15 protein-coding genes and 1 other annotated feature are annotated in these 19234 nt (G+C 48.0%); of the genes, 4 read left to right on the top strand and 11 right to left on the bottom strand.

Going from position 1 to position 19234, the window contains the following annotated elements; all coding sequences use genetic code 11:
- The first annotated feature begins 6 nt into the window (after window positions 1–6).
- The 3 genes from ACGHCT_RS00550 to ACGHCT_RS00540 all read left to right on the top strand — a co-directional run bounded on the left by ACGHCT_RS00550 (window position 7) and on the right by ACGHCT_RS00540 (window position 3365).
- Window positions 7–1575: a sodium:solute symporter family protein gene (locus ACGHCT_RS00550; RefSeq protein ID WP_390437568.1), complete on the top strand. Its 1569-nt coding sequence runs from the start codon at window positions 7–9 to the stop codon at window positions 1573–1575.
- A 32-nt stretch (window positions 1576–1607) separates the two neighbouring features.
- Entirely contained in the window at window positions 1608–2195 is a 588-nt protein-coding gene (locus tag ACGHCT_RS00545; RefSeq protein WP_072852305.1) for a hypothetical protein, read from the top strand.
- Between the two features lie 141 nt (window positions 2196–2336).
- Window positions 2337–3365, top strand: coding sequence for a LacI family DNA-binding transcriptional regulator (locus ACGHCT_RS00540; RefSeq protein WP_072852293.1), 1029 nt, complete (start codon window positions 2337–2339; stop codon window positions 3363–3365).
- A 64-nt stretch (window positions 3366–3429) separates the two neighbouring features.
- Here ACGHCT_RS00540 and ACGHCT_RS00535 read toward each other — a convergent pair whose 3' ends face one another.
- From ACGHCT_RS00535 to ACGHCT_RS00525, 3 genes are all read right to left on the bottom strand, one after another.
- Entirely contained in the window at window positions 3430–5142 is a 1713-nt protein-coding gene (locus tag ACGHCT_RS00535; RefSeq protein ID WP_072852291.1) for a proline--tRNA ligase, read from the bottom strand.
- A 105-nt stretch (window positions 5143–5247) separates the two neighbouring features.
- Window positions 5248–5499, bottom strand: a binding site (T-box leader).
- Between the two features lie 121 nt (window positions 5500–5620).
- Window positions 5621–6547: an AEC family transporter gene (locus tag ACGHCT_RS00530; protein WP_072852278.1), complete on the bottom strand. Its 927-nt coding sequence runs from the start codon at window positions 6545–6547 to the stop codon at window positions 5621–5623.
- Window positions 6548–6592: 45 nt separating this feature from the next.
- On the bottom strand, window positions 6593–6814 hold the full coding sequence (locus ACGHCT_RS00525; RefSeq protein ID WP_072852276.1) for a 4-oxalocrotonate tautomerase family protein: 222 nt from the start codon (window positions 6812–6814) through the stop codon (window positions 6593–6595).
- Between the two features lie 422 nt (window positions 6815–7236).
- On the opposite strand from ACGHCT_RS00525, the gene gap reads away from it, so the two are divergent.
- Complete coding sequence (gene gap / locus ACGHCT_RS00520; RefSeq protein ID WP_390437567.1) at window positions 7237–8262, top strand: type I glyceraldehyde-3-phosphate dehydrogenase; 1026 nt, start codon at window positions 7237–7239, stop codon at window positions 8260–8262.
- A 220-nt stretch (window positions 8263–8482) separates the two neighbouring features.
- Here the strand turns inward: gap and ACGHCT_RS00515 are convergent, their stop codons facing one another.
- The 8 genes from ACGHCT_RS00515 to glgB all read right to left on the bottom strand — a co-directional run bounded on the left by ACGHCT_RS00515 (window position 8483) and on the right by glgB (window position 19194).
- Window positions 8483–9649: a hypothetical protein gene (locus ACGHCT_RS00515; RefSeq protein ID WP_072854589.1), complete on the bottom strand. Its 1167-nt coding sequence runs from the start codon at window positions 9647–9649 to the stop codon at window positions 8483–8485.
- Between the two features lie 118 nt (window positions 9650–9767).
- The gene (mfd, locus tag ACGHCT_RS00510; RefSeq protein ID WP_072854588.1) at window positions 9768–13292 is read right to left on the bottom strand and encodes a transcription-repair coupling factor; all 3525 of its coding nucleotides are present in this window, start codon (window positions 13290–13292) and stop codon (window positions 9768–9770) included.
- Between the two features lie 23 nt (window positions 13293–13315).
- Window positions 13316–13888, bottom strand: coding sequence for an aminoacyl-tRNA hydrolase (gene pth / locus ACGHCT_RS00505; protein ID WP_072854587.1), 573 nt, complete (start codon window positions 13886–13888; stop codon window positions 13316–13318).
- Between the two features lie 20 nt (window positions 13889–13908).
- Window positions 13909–14877 (bottom strand): GTP-binding protein, encoded by a 969-nt coding sequence (locus ACGHCT_RS00500; RefSeq protein ID WP_390437565.1) that lies wholly within the window; start codon window positions 14875–14877, stop codon window positions 13909–13911.
- 16 nt (window positions 14878–14893) lie between these two features.
- The gene (locus tag ACGHCT_RS00495) at window positions 14894–16015 is read right to left on the bottom strand and encodes a GTP-binding protein (RefSeq protein WP_390437564.1); all 1122 of its coding nucleotides are present in this window, start codon (window positions 16013–16015) and stop codon (window positions 14894–14896) included.
- A gap of 93 nt (window positions 16016–16108) precedes the next feature.
- The gene (locus tag ACGHCT_RS00490; protein WP_072854585.1) at window positions 16109–16342 is read right to left on the bottom strand and encodes a polya polymerase; all 234 of its coding nucleotides are present in this window, start codon (window positions 16340–16342) and stop codon (window positions 16109–16111) included.
- A 93-nt stretch (window positions 16343–16435) separates the two neighbouring features.
- Window positions 16436–17275: a carbon-nitrogen hydrolase family protein gene (locus ACGHCT_RS00485; protein WP_072854584.1), complete on the bottom strand. Its 840-nt coding sequence runs from the start codon at window positions 17273–17275 to the stop codon at window positions 16436–16438.
- Between the two features lie 14 nt (window positions 17276–17289).
- Entirely contained in the window at window positions 17290–19194 is a 1905-nt protein-coding gene (gene glgB / locus ACGHCT_RS00480) for a 1,4-alpha-glucan branching protein GlgB (protein WP_390437563.1), read from the bottom strand.
- Window positions 19195–19234 lie beyond the last annotated feature (40 nt).

Genomic DNA, 19234 nt, shown 5'->3' with positions numbered 1-19234 from the left:
AATATTATGAAACCAGCAATTTTTATCATTTTAGGAATTCTAGTCTATGCCGTGTTTATTGTCTGGCATGGCTTTCGCTCCTTTAAATCCACAAGTGAATCATCTGAAAAGTTTTTTACAGCCGACAGGGGCCTGAATCCGTTTGTGCTTCTGTGCACCACATCCATTTCCGTCTTCAGCGCTCTTGCCTTCTACGGTGCCCCTTCAGGCATCTATAAAGACGGAATCGGCTTTTATTCAAATACCGGCGGTATGGTAGCCGGACTCTTATTTGTAATTCTGGGCTACCGCCTCTGGCTTTTAGGAAAGGAATATGGGTTTACCACACCGGTGGATTACCTGCGTTCCAGATACTATTCCGATGGGTTTGGCTTATTTATCTCCATCGTTCTTGTTCTTTTTATCGTTCCCTATGTAGCCATGCAGCTGATCGCCATTGGGGATGCAGTCGTTGTCACCACAGAGGGCATGGTCCCCTACGTTGTGGCGGTGGCAGTTGGCACAATTGTTGTATCCTTACATATCATCGGCGGCGGTATGGGATCGGTTGCCTGGATGGATACCTTCCACATGGTACTGGGATTCGGCACTCTGATAACTTTAATTGTATACCTGACTATGACCTACTTCCCCAACGGAGGGTTCGCGGAGGCGGTTGCCATTATGCAGCAAAACGGTACCTATGATATTCTGTCCTGCCCCGGTCCCAACGGCACCTTTAACTGGAAGGGAATGCTGGGCAATGCCTTAACAGGCGCCATTGCCACCGTTGTCTGGCCTCATATTTTTATGCGTACCTTCGTGGCCTCCAGCAAAGAGAACTTCCGCCAGATGTCCTGGATGATGCCGATCTCCTATGTACTTGTGTACTCCCCGATTGTAATCATCGGCGCGATCCTGGCACCTGCCATTCTGGGAAAAGGCTTTGCACAGCCTGACAATATTGTTGCAGTTTTATCCACCCAGTACGCACCGCCTTTTATTGCTTTTATCTCACTGCTCTGCCTGTTTGCATTTGGTGTGTCCACTGCAGACTCCTTACTTCTGTCTGCCAGCGCCATGGCATCCAGGGATATTTACCTGCATCATGTATATGAGCTGAAGGGCCGTACCTCAGACCCTAAACAAGTAGTAAAATTCGGAAGAATCGTACTTTTGGTTCTCATGGTCGTTACACTTGTAATTGTTGCCATTAAGCCTGCATCAATCACGGATTATGCCTATAAGCTTTCGTCGCCGTTCTTTGCCCAGATTCTGCCCGCCACCGTATTCGGACTGTTCTGGAAGAAAGCTACAAAGGAGGGGGCAATTGCAGGCACTGTGTCAGGACTGATTGTTGCCATTATATTCACCTTTTTTATCACGCCTCCGTTAGGCTTTTCCGCACTCATCTGGGCTTTGGTGGTAAACACCATCCTTCTGGTAGCTGTCAGTATGTTCACAACAGTACCCGAAGAAATTGTTGCAAAATACCATAAGAGAATTGACTCCATTATCTACTCCGGCGCAGAGCTTACCTCACTGACAGACGCTACTATTGCCTCTGTAAATGCGAAAGCCGCTGATGCCAGATAAAAGATAATACATAACAAGAAAGGAAGCTGCACATGTTTGGTTTTAACAAGACGAGCCTCGCCCCCGCCCCGCGGGAAGAATACCTCCATGAGGTCATCCCCAATACCTATCATTTAATTCCGTTTCAGGTATATCAGGTAGGCATCCTCCATCCGGATACCTGGCAGGTATACATTAATCCCAGCAAGACCTTTGCGTTTCACGACGGATTTGCCAAGATAGACCGCTCCGCGGAGAAAAGCTGTCCGGATCAGGCCTCTCTGGCCCTGCGCTGGGCCAAGCTGAAAAAGGAAACCACTATTGATGAATATATGGACGAGATAAAGCTCCAATATGAGAAGAAGCAGAAGAAAAACAAAAAGGACAGTTTTAAGATACTGTCCATGACCCCTGTGGAAGACCTGCCTCACAAGGCATATCTCATGGAGTCTTCCATCCGTGCAAACCATTCGGTATACCGCACCCTGGGCAAGGAGGAATCTATACTGTCGCTGCAGCTTACAACCTACTGCGACGTAACCAAACGTCTTGTCATTGCCAGCCTGGCTTCTACTCCTGAAGATTTTGAGTCAAAACGGGAAACTTACAGAGAAATTCTTTTTTCTCTTACCTGCCATTAAGTAAAAACCGCCGCATTTTCCATAGAATGCGGCGGTTTTCTTATTTTCCGGAGAGGCCTTCATTGCTTTTTCCCCCGGATTCTGTATAATATGTAATAAAGCTTGTATTGGCGTCAGAACATTGAGAATGAGGAGTGCACTATGAAAGAACATTCTTATACGATAGCGGAGGTGGCGAAAATGCTTGGGGTATCCCCCTCCACAGTTTCCAGGGCAATGAATAATTCCCCGGGGGTCAGCAAGGCCGTGCGGGAAAAAATATTGGATTTTGTTGATGAGATCGGCTATCACCCCAACACCATCGCCCAGAGTCTCAGCCGGGGCACCAGTAATATGGTAGCTTTAATCCTGGGAGACATCAGAAATCCCTTTTACTCTGATCTGGCCTTTTACATCCAGCGCCATCTCACAGAGCAGGGATATATCGTAACAACCTTCAACAGCGAATATGATCCCGATAAAGAGGCCCAGTACATGAGGATCGCCCAGCAATACAGCTACGGGGGTATTATCCTTGTGACCGTGAACTCGGAAGCGGCCGACAAGTATCTCACCAATATGGATATACCTCTTTTGATGGTAAACCGCATTACCTCGAACTACGATGGCTCCCTGGTGGTTACAGATAACTTCCAGGCCGGATACATCGCTACACGTCACCTGATTAATCTCGGCCATAAGGAGATCGGCTTCATCTCGGGCCATCATCAGAGTTCCACAGCTTCCTATGACCGGTACCGGGGATTTCGGCAGGCCCTGTCCAATTATCACCTGGAATACAGGGAAGAGTACTGCAGCTATAACAAGGACTGGAGACTGGAAACCGGCTACCAGGCAGCCGAGGAGTATTTTGCTAAAGATGCAGACAGCCGCCCCACTGCTCTTTTGCTGGCCAATGACCTTCTGGCCATCGGCTTCATGGATTACTGCGGCAGCCATGGAATTAAGATACCGGACGAGCTGTCCATAATAAGCTTTGACAATATCGAATACGCCAATCTCTCCCAGATTCAGCTGACCACCGTGAGCCAGCACGTAGAACTTATGAGCGAAGAGGCTGCACGGCTGATGGTGTCACTGATGACGAAATCTCAGGTAGAACCGAAACGGATTATCCTGGAGCCAACCCTGGTAATCCGCAAGACAACAGGACCCTGTCCGGGTATGTAAGAGCCTCTGTCAACAGAAAGAAAGGGCGTCCGGCTTTCCCGGACCCCCTTTCTTTCTGCAGAATTTATCTCATCATCTCTTCCACAAGCAGTTTTACTTCACTGCACACCTGATCCAGCCCGGCCTTCTTCTGGATGCTCTTGTCTCTGCTTACAATCTCACAGCAGCCCTCCTTCATATTCCTTGGGCTGGCAATCACCCTTACAGGTACCCCCATAAGATCCGCATCTGAGAACATAACACCGGCGCTTACTTTTCTGTCGTCATACAGCACTTCTATGCCCTGGCTCTGCAGCTCCTCATATAATTTATCCGCATATCCCTTTACTTCCTCATTGTCCGGCCTTACACAGCACAGATGTACCTGCCATGGAGCAATTGACATAGGCCAGATGGGGCCGTATTCATCGTGGTGTGCCTCACAGACAGATGCTGCCAGTCTTCCCACGCCAATCCCGTAGCACCCCATGATTGGATACTTTTCTGTTCCGTCTTTGTCCAGGTACTTCATCTCCATACTCTTGGAGTACTTGGTTCCCAGCTGGAAGATATTTCCCACTTCAATGCCTCTGGATACTTTAACGGCAGGCTTTTTGCACTGGGGGCAGATTCCCCCCTCTTTAATCTTAGCAAAGTCATGATATTCCGCTTCCGGCAGGTCTCTTTCCATACACAGCCCTGTGTAGTGGTACTCTTCCTTGTTCCCGCCGCAGGAAAGATTGGAGGTTCCCTTCAGGGAGCTGTCATAGAGCACAGTGATATGGTCGGGCAGATTATAAGGCCCGATATATCCGGCCAGAAGCCCGCATCCCTCTGTAATCTCCCCGGGATGTATCTCCTCTTTCAGGAAATTGGTTACCTTAGTTTCATTTACATCCAGATCGCCTCGGATAAAGATCACCACAAACTCATCCGTGGCATTCTTCTGGTATACAACAGCTTTGCAGGACTTCTCTTCCGGTGTTCCCAGGAACCTGCACACATCCTCTATGGTGTGAATATCAGGCGTGTGGACCAGCGTCAGCTCTTCCTGAACTGCATCCTTTTCATTCTCAATGATGCTCTCTGCCATCTCCACGTTCGCCCTGTACCCGCACTCCGGACAGATGGCAATGGAGTCTTCTCCCACAGGAGTCAGAAGCATGAATTCATGGGACAGGCTGCCCCCCATCATACCGGAATCAGAAGCTACGGCTATGGTCTCAGGGATGCCCGCCCTTGCGAAGATCCGCTCATAGGCTTTATAGCATCTCTCATAATATTCTTCCAAATCCTCCTGTGACGTATGGAAGGAATAGGCATCCTTCATTGTAAATTCGCGGACACGGATCAGTCCGGCTCTCGGGCGGGCCTCATCCCTGAATTTGGTCTGAATCTGGTAAATCATAAACGGATACTTGGCATAGGTCTGCCCGTATTCTTTTACCAGATGAACCGCGGCCTCCTCGTGGGTCATGCCCAGAACCATTTTGCTGCCGTTCCTGTCTTTAAAGCGGAGCAGTTCGTTTCCAACGCTCTCGTATCTGCCTGTCTCTTCCCACAGACTGGCGGGAAGCGCTACGGGAAACTGTACCTCCTGTCCGTCTATGGCATCCATCTCCTCCCTGATAATCTGTTCGATTTTCCTGCAGATTCTCTTCAAAGGGGCATACTGAGAGTAGATGCCGTTAGCCACATATTTCATATAGCCGCCCCGGATCATAAGGGCATGGCTGTCAATGACACAGTCTGCAGGGCGCTCCTTAAAACGCTCTCCTACTATTCTTTCCATCTTCATAATGAGATTCCTCCTTAAAATATTATCATAAATAATTTTAGCCTGCCAGGTTCCCGGGAAGGAGCGCTGTATAAAGTAAAAAAACGCCCTAACCGGAAATCTCCGGTTTAGGGCGAATAAATACATTATCCGTGGTACCACCTAACTTCAGAACTTACATTCTGCTCTCTGCGAGTACGTAACACATCCTGTGTCTGATACTCTTTCCCTGTAACGGTGGAACTCCGGCGGGGCCTACTCATCTCTTTTCGGCCTGCGGCTCAAAGACCGGTTCAGCACCCCTCCACAAAGCCTTGCACCGTCCGGCTTCTCTCTGAAGTATTCAGGATACTTACTATCTCTTCTCAACGCCTTTTGCTATTGATGGAATATTAGCATATTTTTTTCTCAAAGTCAATCCCTTTCTCTCCTGCCCCAGCAATCCAACCCATATCGCCGCTGTTCACACGCCGCGGTTCCGGGAACGCCGTATCATATGTTATAGCTGGTACAAAAAAACCATAAGAGGCATGGTAACCATACAGACCACAGAGGTTGCTGCATTAATTACACTGGCATACTCCGCATTCTTCCCGTATATCTGAGACATCTGTGTAATAGAGGAGGCCGTTGGTGTGATAACCGCCAGAAGTGTAATCAAAAGTATGGTAAACCCGTCTTCCGTCAGCCCGGCCAGCGGGCTGTATTTTAGTATTGCCAGGGAAAGGGCCGGAAATACAATCATCCGCAGAAATGTAATCAGCCCCAGCCTGCGGTAGGAGAATACTTTTTTCAGGCTCATATCTCCTATCAGCATCCCGGCAATCAGCATGGACATGGGACCTATCATCTTCCCTGCAGAGTCCATAGCTCCCCGCACCAGAGAGGGCAGCCTGCATCCGGATATAAAAAGTACCGCTCCGGCTATAACAGCAATCATATTTATATTAGAAAATATCTTTCTTAGCGCTATCTTTTTCTCCCCGCAGAGGAGCATCTTTCCGTGGCTCCACATAAAAAACAGCTGCACAGACAAAAATGCACTGGAGTAAATAACCCACTCCTTCCCCAATGCGGCTGTCACCAGAGGAATGATCAGATTTCCTGAATTTGAGTAGGCAATAGATGCCTTCTCCACTGCATCCAGCCGGAATATCCGCCCTAGAACCGGGAGAGACAGCAGGATTAGTATGTGTATGATGACAGCAGCTCCCAAAGCCAAAAGAAGCCCGTTTCTTACCCGAAGGGTGTAATCCACCTGAAATGCCTCCAAAATCACACAGGGCGATATGAGATACAGTGTCACTGCCGACAAAATATGGCTGTCCTGCCCCTTTAAGACTCCAGTTTTGACTATGACTCCCCCCATTACCATTATCAGAAAAAGCTGGAGCATCTGTTCCATTATTACAATACTAATCCCCATTTATCTGTACCACTCATCTTTCGTATACATATGTATCCTTCACTCCTACATCTCATAGCCCGGAGGAACCAACAGATTTTTGTCCTCCAGGAGTTTGCGGTATACTCTGTCCTTCCACTCCTCTCTGGCCACCTCCTCCACGGTGACCGAGACGGCACTCTTTGAAAGCCCCAGAGTCTCTGCAGTGAGCCCTGCCAGCTTTTCTGCCAATTCCTTTTTAGATGCTTCATCCCTTCCAGGGAACATTTGTACGATAATATGCGGCATATTTTTATCTCCTTTCTGCTGTTTCTTAATAGAATACCTTATAAAAAAATACTATCTGTGAACTTTTTGAACATTCTGTGAACATTTTATCAATAATCTTTGTATTACTCACTGCTTTTTGTACAATTTCCTCAATTTGCACCCCGTTTTCCCAGGGTAAAACCAGATTCATTTGTACAACATCCTGTACTTTCACGTTAAAACTTTAATTACTTCCCGTTCTATAGTATTCCTCTGACAGACATGATAAACTAACACTGGATTGCAGAGAACAAAGAAAATCGCTTGGTACAGGAATATAGCTGTCATAACAAAGAAGGAGCAGTGCAAAAACTAATGTATACCCGAGGCTGCACATGCCCCGGGTCAGCCGTGCCAAAACTGCTGCACGGCAATGTATCTTATGAGGAGGTATTCAAATAATGGCGATTAACATTGGCATAAACGGATTTGGACGTATTGGGAGGGTTTCATTCCGTATAGCCATCAGTCAACCCGAAACATTCCACCTGTGCGGAATCAATGTCCGCAACGCAGATCTGGATTATATGGTATATATGATCCGATACGATACCATATTCGGGCGTTTCAGGGGAGAACTTTCCACCTGCGATGGGGGGATTATCGTAAACGGAAAGAAAATCCCTGTCTTTTCAGAAAGTGATGCATCTCATATCCCGTGGGACTCATGCGGCGCAGAATATATTATCGATGCCACAGGTGCCTTCTGCACCACAGCAAAAGCAATGGGACATATTGATGCAGGCGCTAAAAAAGTTATTATATCGGCTCCGGCGAAAGATGAGGAGACTCCTACCTTTGTTATGGGAATCAATCAAGCAAACTACACCAGAGATATGAAGGTAATATCCAATGCTTCCTGTACCACTAACTGTCTTGCTCCAATCTGCAAAGTTCTTGAAGATCACTATGGGATTGAGCAGGGCCTTATGTCAACCATTCATGCAGCTACCGCGAAACAGAAAGTAGTAGACTGCCGTTCCCTAAAAGATTGGCGGACGGGACGGGCTGTGTTCGGAAACCTGATCCCTTCCAGCACAGGTGCCGCGAAGGCAGTATCCAAGGTCATCCCTTCCTTAAAGGGAAAGATGACCGGAATCTCATACCGGGTTCCAACCTCAGATGTCTCAATTGTTGACCTCAATGTTATGTTGAAAACAGAGACAAACTACCAAGATATATGTAAGAAAGTAAGAGAAGCCACAGAAAATGAACTGGCGGGAATATTGGACTACGTAGATGATGAGGTAGTATCCTCTGACTTTATCGGAGATCCTCATGCTTCCATTTTTGATGCCAGAGAGGGAATCCAGGTGAACGGGCACTTCTTCAAGCTTATCTGTTTTTACGACAACGAGTGGGGCTATACCAGCCAGATTTTCCGCATGATTCAGCACATGCATCAGGTAGATTATCAGGAGGCGTAACACGCCGGATTACCATTTTTGCAGCTAAGCGTATCTTTGTCGCTGTATCCGGTTACTTGTAGGGGGCATATACATTCGTCATTACGATTATGTACCATACATAGAATACTATATCACCCGGTTTCCGGATGATCAGACGGAGGGCATATCCCAGGATATACCCTCCGTTTTTTTCGCTGAACCTGGGTTCTTTGCCAGGTCTGCTGCTCTTTTTCCTAAACTATTCTTCTGCCTGCTCCTCAGGGTTTGTGCTTTCTGCTGCATCAGAGGAAGGCTCTGCAGTATCTGTACCCTCCTGGGTATCTTCTGCCTCCGGAGCTTCTGTCTCCTGCTGCTTAAATACAAAAGGATTGCTGTCTGTGACTTCTATCTTGTCCCATACTTTTTCATCTACAGTAAACTTTGCAGCCTCACTCCATTCATCCAGCTTTGCCTGATAGGCCTCCTGCTTTCTCTCACTTACAATAGTCTGTTTTTTGGAGTCTGTAGCCTCCTGATCAAAATTGGCGTCCAGCCGCACTACATAATAAGCATTCTCTCCTTCTGCCACCTCAGGCGCCAGCTGTCCGTCCTCCAGGCCCTCCGCAGCCTTCTTGATCGCATCTTCTACAACAGTATCATCGCTTCCATAGCTGCTGGAGGTAGCAGAGAGATTCTCATCCACCTCTTTGGCCAGGGCATCCATATCCGCCCCGGCAACATCCTCCGATGCTGCTATCTTATCCAGGACCTGCTGAGCCTGTTCCTTCTTTTGTGCTTTCTCCTCATCGGTCAGCTCAATGGTGTTTCCCTCTTCATCCGTCTCCGTCCCTGCGGCAGACACTCTCACACAGGTAACTGTTTTCTGGGCCGCGTCCTCATCCGGCACATTTGTATCCACATCTGCAGTCATTGGATCATACATCTTATTCTGGATGGTGAAAAGCTCCAGCACTGTCTCGATATCCTTCTGGCTGACAGCCAGGCTTTTCAGAGTCTCCTCATCGTTAGCCTCGATAAAGCTTTTAGCCGCCTCCTCAATTGCCTTCTGTTCTTCCTCTGAAACACTCACCTCATACTCTTTGGCATTCTCTTTCAGAAGCATCAAATCCTCTAACTGGTCCATGAGGTTATCCTTGGCAGACTGCCCAAGGGTAGTCCCTTTTTCCTCATCCTGTACGCTGTCCCAGCTCATACTCTGTCCGAACATGGAATAATAACTCATCATCTGAGCCTGTGTATATCGCATGAGAAAGCTTGCCGCTCCAAGAGATACTTCCTCCCCATTGCAGGTTGCAACCGTCTTTGTTCCGTCAATTTTACTATCTTTTCCGCAGCCTGCAAGGCTTGTGGCGCCCAAGGCAACTGCAAGCATACCGCATGTCATTGTCTTTGTTAATCGGTTCATGGTTTCCTCCCATAGTTTATCTTATCGGCTTATTTTGCATATCAGCCTTTTTATTATAGACTCTTTTCCAGGTTCAGGCAAGATTTTTCCCGGTTTTTGTAAAGAATTCGCAAATATTTCAAACTTTCAGTTCCCCCTCCATATTCCTCAGCAGCCCTGCTAACCGCTCAATTATCTCAACGGTATCCCGGGCCTTTTTCTTTTTGGGGCGGAAGATAAAGTGCGGGCTGGGATCCGCCTTAAACTGAAGTTCATCCCTGTACATTTCGATAACCGCAGGGATCCCCTGGGGATTGATCCTCGCTTTCTCATACATAGTCAGCTTCACGGTATCCTGCAGCTGCTTTACCTCGGTCATATAGACTTTATGGGCCATTGCCTTCAGATTAGCGATCGAAAGGAGATTTTGTACAGACTTAGGAAGCTCCCCAAAGCGGTCCAGCAGTTCTTCCAGCATATCCTCATACTCTTCCTGATTCTCAATCCCTGCTATCCTTTTGTAGATGTCCAGCTTTTGATATTCATTGGGAATATACCGCTCCGGAATAAAGGCATCCAGCTCCAGATCAATGGTGGTTTCAAAGTCCTCCTGTACAGGTATTCCCTTGGCCTCTTTTACTGCCTCATTGAGCATTTTACAGTACAGGTCATAGCCCACAGCCTCCATATGGCCGTGCTGTTCCGCGCCCAGAAGATTTCCGGCCCCTCTAAGCTCCAGATCCCTCATGGCAATCTTAAATCCGCTCCCCAGCTCTGTAAATTCCCGGATAGCATGAAGCCTCTTCTCAGCCACTTCCTTTAACATTTTGTTTCTTTTATACATCAGAAAAGCATAGGCGGTGCGGTTTGATCTTCCCACCCGGCCCCGCAGCTGATACAGCTGTGAAAGACCCAGCTGGTCCGCATCATGTATCACCATTGTATTCACATTGGAGATATCCAGTCCGGTTTCAATAATGGTAGTGGATACCAGAACATCAATCTCCCCATTAATAAATCCATACATGATTTTTTCCAGTTCCCGTTCGTTCATCTGCCCGTGGGCAAAGGCAACATTTGCCTCGGGAACCAGCTTTGCAATCTGATTGGTAATCTCGTCAATCTGCTTTACTCTGTTATACACATAATAAACCTGGCCGCCCCTGGCCATCTCCCGGCTGATTGCCTCTCTCACCATCTCATCGTTGTATTCCATAATGTAGGTCTGTATGGGCATCCGGTCCATAGGCGGCTCCTCCAGAACACTCATATCCCGGATTCCGATAAGGCTCATATGCAGAGTCCTGGGAATGGGGGTAGCTGTGAGTGTAAGGACATCAACATTTTTTTTGAGCTGCTTTATCTTTTCCTTGTGGGTAACGCCGAAGCGCTGTTCCTCATCTATGATCAGAAGGCCCAGATCTTTGAATTTTACATCCTTTGACAGTACCCTGTGGGTCCCTATGACAATGTCCACCCAGCCCTTTTCCAGATCTGTCACCGTCTTCTTCTGCTGCGCCGGGGTATTGAACCGGCAGAGCAGATCCACCCGCACCGGGAAATCCTTCATTCTCTGCACAAAGGTATTATAGTGCTGCTGCGCCAGAATGGTTGTGGGCACCAGATATACCACCTGCTTTCCCTCCTGTATGGCCTTAAAGGCCGCGCGGATGGCAATCTCTGTCTTTCCGTACCCCACATCCCCGCAGATCAGACGGTCCATGATTTTATGGCTCTCCATATCCCGCTTTGTGGCATCAATGGCCAACAGCTGATCCTCTGTCTCCTCAAAGGGGAACATTTCCTCAAACTCTCTTTGCCAGACGGTGTCCTTCCCGTATGCGTATCCCTCCTGGGACTGCCTGACCGCATACAGATCTACCAGATCCCGGGCAATGTTCTGCACTGCCCCCCGGACTCTTGTCTTAGTCTTTTTCCACTCCTGGCCTCCCAATTTATTCAGTTTGGGCTTCTTCGCATCTGCCCCGGCGTATTTCTGAAGAATATCCAGCTGGGTTGCAAGCACATAGAGATTACTTCTGCCGGCATATTCGATCTTAATGTAATCCTTGACTACATTCTCCACTTCCACCTTCTCAATTCCCCGGTAAACTCCCAGCCCGTGGTTCTCGTGGACAACATAGTCCCCCACATTGAGTTCTGTGAAGCTCTGAATCTTTTTCCCGCTGTACTCCGTTTTCTTCCTGCGCTTTTTCTTTTCTTTGCCGAATATGTCCGTCTCAGTAATGATTACAAACTTCACCATAGGGTATGCGAATCCCCTGTGGGCGTGTCCGTAGACAACCATAATCTCCCCCGGCTGAATCTCTCTTTCCGTATCGTCTGAATAGAAGCTATTCAGTCCCTCCTCCCGGAGATCTTCGGCCAGCCTGGCCGCCCTGGTACGGGAACCGGAGAGAAGGGCCACCCGATAACCGCCCTTTTTCCACTGCTTCAGATCCTTTACCAGAAGTTCAAAACTGTTGTTGTAAGAATTGACAGACTTCGTCACAATGCTGTACTTGCCGTTAATTTTCCAGTCTGCCTGCTTGTGGTCAATGGTGCAGACAGAAACACAGTTTTTGTGGTTCAGCGTATTGACGGTATCCCTGTACCCGGTAATCAGCTTCGCCTGACTGGGGAGAAGGTATCCCTTCTCCAGACGGTTCTGCATACTTTCCCGGAATTCCTCCTCAATCACCTCCCCCTTGTCCAGAAGATGATTCGGCTCATCCAGAAAGAAAAGGGTATCCTCCGGGTCAAAATAATCCGGAAGGGAAACCAGTTCATCATAAAAATAGTGGATAAAGTGCTCGGCGGCCTGAAGGTTCTCAAATTCCCTCAGATTCTCCAGCACCTCCTCCACAGAGCCCTTTACCCGTGCCGCCTCCTCCGTCAGAAACTTATCCCTGAGCCTCTTTACGTAGGACTTCATCTCTTTCTCAATGGCATTGATCCCCTTCTTTGCAGAGTCCTCGTCCAGCACAATCTCGGACGCCGGGTAAATGGCTATCTCCTCCAGGTTTTCTATGGATCTCTGGCTTTCGGCCTCAAAGCTCCTGATGGAGTCTATCTCGTCTCCCCAAAGCTCGATCCTCCAGGGATTCTCCTCGGTAAGAGGAAAAATGTCTATAATTCCACCGCGAACAGAGAACTGCCCGGCTGCCTCTACCTGTGCACTTCTCTCATATCCTAATCCAATCAGATCTTTTTTTAACTTGTCTATATCAATTTCACTGTCATTGCGAAACCGCAGCACCCGCCTGCCGATGGCCTCCAGGGGGAGCAGATAGTCCATGCAGCCCCCTATACTGGTTATTACAGTGACCCCCTTCTTCTCAAGAAGAGCGGCCACAGCTTTCATTCTTTCCCTGGTAAGCAGATTCCCGTGGATATCCGCCTGGAAAAATATCAGGTCCTTCGCGGGATACAGCAGAGCCTCCCTGTCGTAAAAGCGGTAGTCCTCATATATTTCTTTTGCTTTCAGATCATTCTCTGTGATGATCAGGCAATTGCGGAAATTCCGGGACATGGCATACATTACATGCGCCTTCTGGGAATCAATGCATCCGGAAAGCTGCAGAATTCCGCGGTTTCCTTTCAGTCTTCCCCGGAGCGCCTGGTAATCGCTCAGCTCCTCCAGCGGTCTTATAAAAGCCTCCATATCTATCTCCTTAAAAAGGTCAATTATTCTGCCTTTCTATTATATATATTCATAGCGGCTTCGATATCTTCCGATAAAATAACGGAAACTGCTGCCGCCGCCCTCTCAATGGCATCATCTACCAGCTTCCTGTCGCCGGTTGAGAAACGGCTTAATACATGATCTGCGAGATCCCAGCCCTTTGGCTTGGCCCCGACACCAATTTTAATCCGGTAAAAATTCTGCGTTCCCAGGTGAGAAATAATGCTTTTTATGCCATTATGTCCCCCTGCACTCCCCTTTTTCCGGATCCTGACCTGTCCCGGATCCAGATCGATATCATCATAGATTATAATCAGCTGGGTCTCCGGATCTATCTTATAGTAATCCGCCATAGCCCTCACCGCTTCGCCGCTGAGGTTCATAAATGTGAGAGGCTTGGCAACTATGACCTTCTGACCCTCGATCATCCCTTTGCCAAACATGGCTTTATGCTTTACCCCGGATTGGGGGATATTGTGCCTCTCTATCAGTTCATCCACGGTATCAAACCCTACATTATGTCTGGTTTTTTCATACTCCTTTGAGGGATTCCCAAGGCCAACAATCAGATACATAATTTTCTCCTGTCTTTTCCTTAATTGAAATATACCAATTCCTCCTCGAGAGGCTCTGTCAGCTCTACCGATTTCGCCTCAAGCACAGGGCCCTCCCCGTGGTATGCGCGCACATAATCGTAGCCTACGGCCGCTGTAACCTTTACCCACTGTCCCGTCTTCAGTTTGGGCGCATAAGGGCTTCTGCATACATATCCGATAAAGGTAGTGTCATCCGCACAGCAGGTCATAGCCATGCGCCCAGGAACAAACATCTTAGACGGAAATTCCTTTGACTTTAATACCATGCCTGTGAACTCCACAGTCTTTCCTTTGTATCTCTCCGGATGATCCATAGCATCAATATACCAGATCCCGTAATCCTCCTCCCGGATGGAGATCACATCGGCATCCAGGTCAAAAGGCATCTCATCTTCAAAAATATTTTCGATTTCCCCCTGTTCGTCCTCAAAGATGATCTCTGCACTCTGATTCACTACCTTTACACTTCTGCGGAACGTCGCCAGAGGCAGACCCTTTTCACAGCGGTTAAAAATGACCAGATCCGCCCCTCTTACCATTTCCATAAACAGGGATTTCATATTATTCATATAGACCTGGAAAGTGCTGGCGTCCACGGTTGTGATATGCTGGACGATACCCCATCCTCCGGGAAATTCCATCTCCTCCAGGGCGCTCACCGGCCACATCCCGTTGTATTCAATAACGATCCGCCCCGGCCGGTATGCAATGTCCATAGCTGCCAGGCGCTGGGGCGTCAGCTCCTGAGGTTCTTCTATTATCTCCATAACCGTATTATACTTTTCCAGCTCCCGGGCATCGTATTCCACCTCTCCCTCTTCACAGAGAATAAGAAGCGTTGTCTCATCCAGGGCAAAATACTCTTGTGCAATGGTAAAGTTTAAAAATGTGCTCTTCCCGCTGTCCAGGAATCCCGCCATCAGATAGACAGGAACCTGGATCTCATCTATTTCATCTATTTCTGCCATTAATTTGTCTCCTATCTTATTTCAGTCCGAAAAGCTCTTCGAGCTTGTCCTCGTTGAGCTTAGATCCGATAACGCAAATCCTGCCTGTGAACTCAGGCGCACCCTCACGGATCTCATGCTCACCCGGCACCATATCAAAGTAAATCCACCGGCCGTCCGTACCTGCCACCATTCCCTTGGCCCGGAGAATACTGCCGTCCTCTCTGATACCCTCTGTCTCAAGTTTTGTCAGTATGCCGCCGATCTCTTCCCTGCTGTAGGTTCTCACCGTCTCTTTGCCCCAGCTGGTGAAAACATCATCTGCATGGTGATGGTGATCATGCCCGCAGCCGCAGTCCCCATGGTCGTGATGGTCATGGCCGCAGCATTCTTCCCCGTGATGGTGGTGGTCGTGATCATGCCCGCAGCATTCTTCCCCGTGATGATGGTGATGTCCGTGTTCATGGCATTCCTCTCCATGGTGGTGATGCCCGTGATCATGGTCGTGATGTGCTCCGCAGACAGGGCACACTTCTTCTTCCAGCATCTCTTCCTCCAGCGACTGGGGATGCTCCATAACCTCCAGAATCTTGCTTCCCTCCAGCTGTGTAATAGGTGTTGTAATCACAGGCGATTTCTCATTTATCTGACGGATTAATTCTACTGCCTGCACCACCTTATCCTGAGGCGTCTTATCTGTCCGGCTTAATATAATAGCCCCTGCACACTGAATCTGATTATTGAAAAATTCACCGAAGTTCTTCATGTATAACTTACATTTTGATACATCCACCATGGTGGTATAGCTGTTAAGCTGTATCTCCACTTCCTCCTGCACGCCCTGAACTGCTTTTATAACATCAGAAAGCTTTCCAACACCGGAAGGCTCGATCAATACACGGTCAGGGTGGTACTTTTCAATGACCTCCTTGAGTGATGTCCCAAAATCTCCCACCAGCGAGCAGCAGATGCAGCCTGAATTCATCTCACGAATCTCAATGCCCGCCTCTTTGAGGAATCCTCCGTCGATCCCTATCTCGCCGAATTCATTTTCAATGAGCACTACCTGCTGGCCTGCAAATACCTCACTCAGTAATTTTTTGATTAATGTTGTCTTTCCTGCTCCCAGAAATCCCGAAATAATATCAATCTTTGTCATTTTTTCTACCTCTCTTTTTATTTAAGTAACGCCAAAGGGGACGAAGGTTATTACCTCCGTCCCTAAATTATGCCTTTTTATCTGCCTCACTAATCAGCCATTCATCATAAAGTTCAGTAATTTATCAATATCTTCTTTCTCATAAGCTACCAGCTCTAATTCAGGTATCTCACCGTTGGAGAAAATATTTGCCAGAGAAACATACTGGGAAAGTTTAGATTTCAGGTTGAGTCTGTCGCCTTCTCCTGTAACTAATTCCACTTTTCCGCTGCAGCTGTCGATTACTTCGAAAAATTTCTCAATATCCTTTATATTAGATACTTTCATTCCAATTTCTCCTTTCCTGTCCGATTCTATCGCTCTATTCGTTGTTATTATACCTTGTTTTTCCAGCAAATGCAAAGATATTTTCCCCTTCTGTCAGTAGATTTTTACTGATTTTTCCACTAATTCATAGACATCTTGCCTAATATTTTCAAGAGACGGAATCTGTCTTCTTGTCTTATCTGCCAGTCCCATATCTATTTCGCCCATCAGAATCTGTTCCTTTTTATCGGCCCGGGCCACAATCCGCCCCCAGGGATCCACAATCATAGAATTTCCATGGGCCGTATAATTCCACTTCTCCCCGCACTGCCCGCAGGCCAGAATATAACAGGTATTTTCAATGGCTCTGGCCCTCAAAAGAGGCTCCCAGTGAGCCTGTCCCGTAGGATCCGTAAAGTTAGCGCACACCAGGATCACCTGCGCCTGATGCTTTCCCATAATTCTGAACATCTCGGGAAACCGGATATCATAGCAGATACCAAACCCCAGCATTCCCAGCTCTGTTTTGGAAAGGGCCACCTGGCTTCCGCCCGCAATCTGAGCGGACTCCCGTATCATTTTCCCCCCCGAAAGCTCTACATCAAACAGATGCAGTTTGCTGTATCTTCCGGCAATCTCTCCCCCGGGATCAAAAAGGAGGCTGGTATTTCTGCACTTTTCCCCTCCCGCTGCCTCTGTGATACTGCCGCAGTGGAGATAAATGTGATTCTCTCTGGCTAATTCCCGGAATAGCTCTGAAACAGGCCCAGGAACAGTCTTTCCGTGGCTCCTCATATCACGTCCGATAAAATCCACCGTCTCCGGAAGCATAACAAGATCCGCGCCCTGCAGGGCCGCTTCCCTGACTTTCCGGGCAGCCGCCTCCAGGTTCCGGGACTCATCCTCCCGGGAATCCATCTGAATAAGTGCAGCCGTCCATTTTTCTTTATACATACGGGCACCTCCTATTAATACAAGAATACAGACACCGAAAGGGGCGGCAGTTCATATCCAAAGGAAAACTCCCTGTTATCCCAATTTTTCTTCACCGCCTTATATACCTGCTGGGATCTCTCATAGTCCCCGCCGAACCTGGGATCCGCGCTGTTTAATATAAGCTTATACTGCTTCCTTTTGGGGACCCCCACCCGGTAATCCTTCCTCTCTACCGGTGTAAAATTGCACACAAAGAGCAGGTTGTTCCGTCCTGTGGGAGACTTCCTGATAAAGCTAAAGATACTTTTATCCGCATCATCCGCATTTATCCACTCGAACCCCTCGGGATTGTGATCGTTTGCATAAAGAGCGGGATATTTTTTATAGAGGAAAAGCAATTCCTTTACAAAGTCCTGCAGCTTTTGGTGGCTTTCCTCCGCGAGCAGATACCAATCCAGCTCACGCTCCTCGCTCCACTCCTGAAGCTGGCCGAAATCCTGACCCATAAAAAGCAGCTTCTTGCCGGGGTGCCCGAACATATACGTGTAGCCCGCTTTCAGATTCTCAAACTTTTCCCCGGCCTCCCCGGGCATCTTATTGATCATGGAGCATTTCAGATGCACAACCTCATCATGGGAGAGCACCAGAACATAACGCTCACTGTATGCATACGTCAGGGAGAATGTCATCTTGTAATGGTTAAACTTTCTGAAATAAGGATCCAGCTTCATGTATTCCAGGAAATCATGCATCCACCCCATATTCCACTTCAGACTGAATCCCAGACCGCCTTCCTCCGGCCGGCCTGTCACCATAGGCCAGGCGGTCGATTCCTCGGCAATCATTACCGTGCCCTTATATTTGCCAAGAACAACTGAGTTCAAATGCCGGAAAAATTCTATAGCCTCCAGGTTTTTATTCTCCCCGTATTTGTTGGGAACCCACTGGCCGTCCTCACGCCCGTAATCAAGATACAGCATAGACGCCACAGCATCCACCCGGAGTCCGTCAATATGGTATTCCTCCATCCAAAAGACTGCATTGGCTATGAGGAAGTTCTTCACTTCATTCTTTCCATAGTCAAAGACTTTTGTTCCCCAGTCCGGATGCTCCCCTTTTCTGGGATCCGCATATTCATACACGGGCGTACCGTCAAAATCTGCCAGTCCGTGGGCATCTTTCGGAAAATGGGCAGGCACCCAGTCAAGGATCACCCCTATCTTATTTTTATGCAGGTAGTTCACCAGGTACTTAAAGTCCCCGGGGGTGCCGTAGCGGGATGTGGGGGCATAGTATCCGGTCACCTGATATCCCCAGGAGCCGTCAAAGGGATGTTCTGCGATCCCCATAAGCTCCACGTGGGTATACCCCATCTTTTTTACATAGTCCGCCAGGGCATGGGCAAACTGCCTGTAATTGTAAAATCCCTCTTTATTCTCCTCGGTAAAAGGGTGCTTCATCCATGAGCCCGGGTGCACTTCATAGACAGACATGGGATCTTTATCTGCGTCAAAACTTTGGCGCTTATTCATCCAAACAGAATCTCCCCATGTAAATCTGCTGATATCCGCCACTCTGGACGCATTTCCCGGACGTTTCTCCGACCAGTTGGCATAGGGATCTGCTTTGTAGAGAAGCTCGCCTTTTTTTGTTGTAATACAGTATTTATAAAGGCTTCCCTCCTTTACGTCCGGGATAAAAAGCTCATAGATGCCCATATTCTTTCTGCGCTGCATGGGATGCTTCTTCTCATCCCACCCGTTAAACTCACCCACCACAGCCACAGACGCCGCGTGAGGGGCCCACACCGCAAAATAAACACCTTTCTTCTTGCCCTTTGCAGTGGGATGCGCGCCCAGCAGACGGTATATCTCATAATGTGTCCCTTCCCCGAACAGATACTCATCCAAATCCGAAAATCCTAATTTTTTACCCATATGCTTTCCCCTTTTACCGTTAGTTTCATTTATTCTTTTA

Source organism: Lactonifactor longoviformis (assembly GCF_042848515.1).
GTDB classification, from domain to species: domain Bacteria; phylum Bacillota; class Clostridia; order Lachnospirales; family Lachnospiraceae; genus Lactonifactor; species Lactonifactor longoviformis.
The sequence above is the reverse complement of the archived record's forward strand: the minus strand, read 5'-3'. Positions and strand labels throughout refer to the sequence as shown.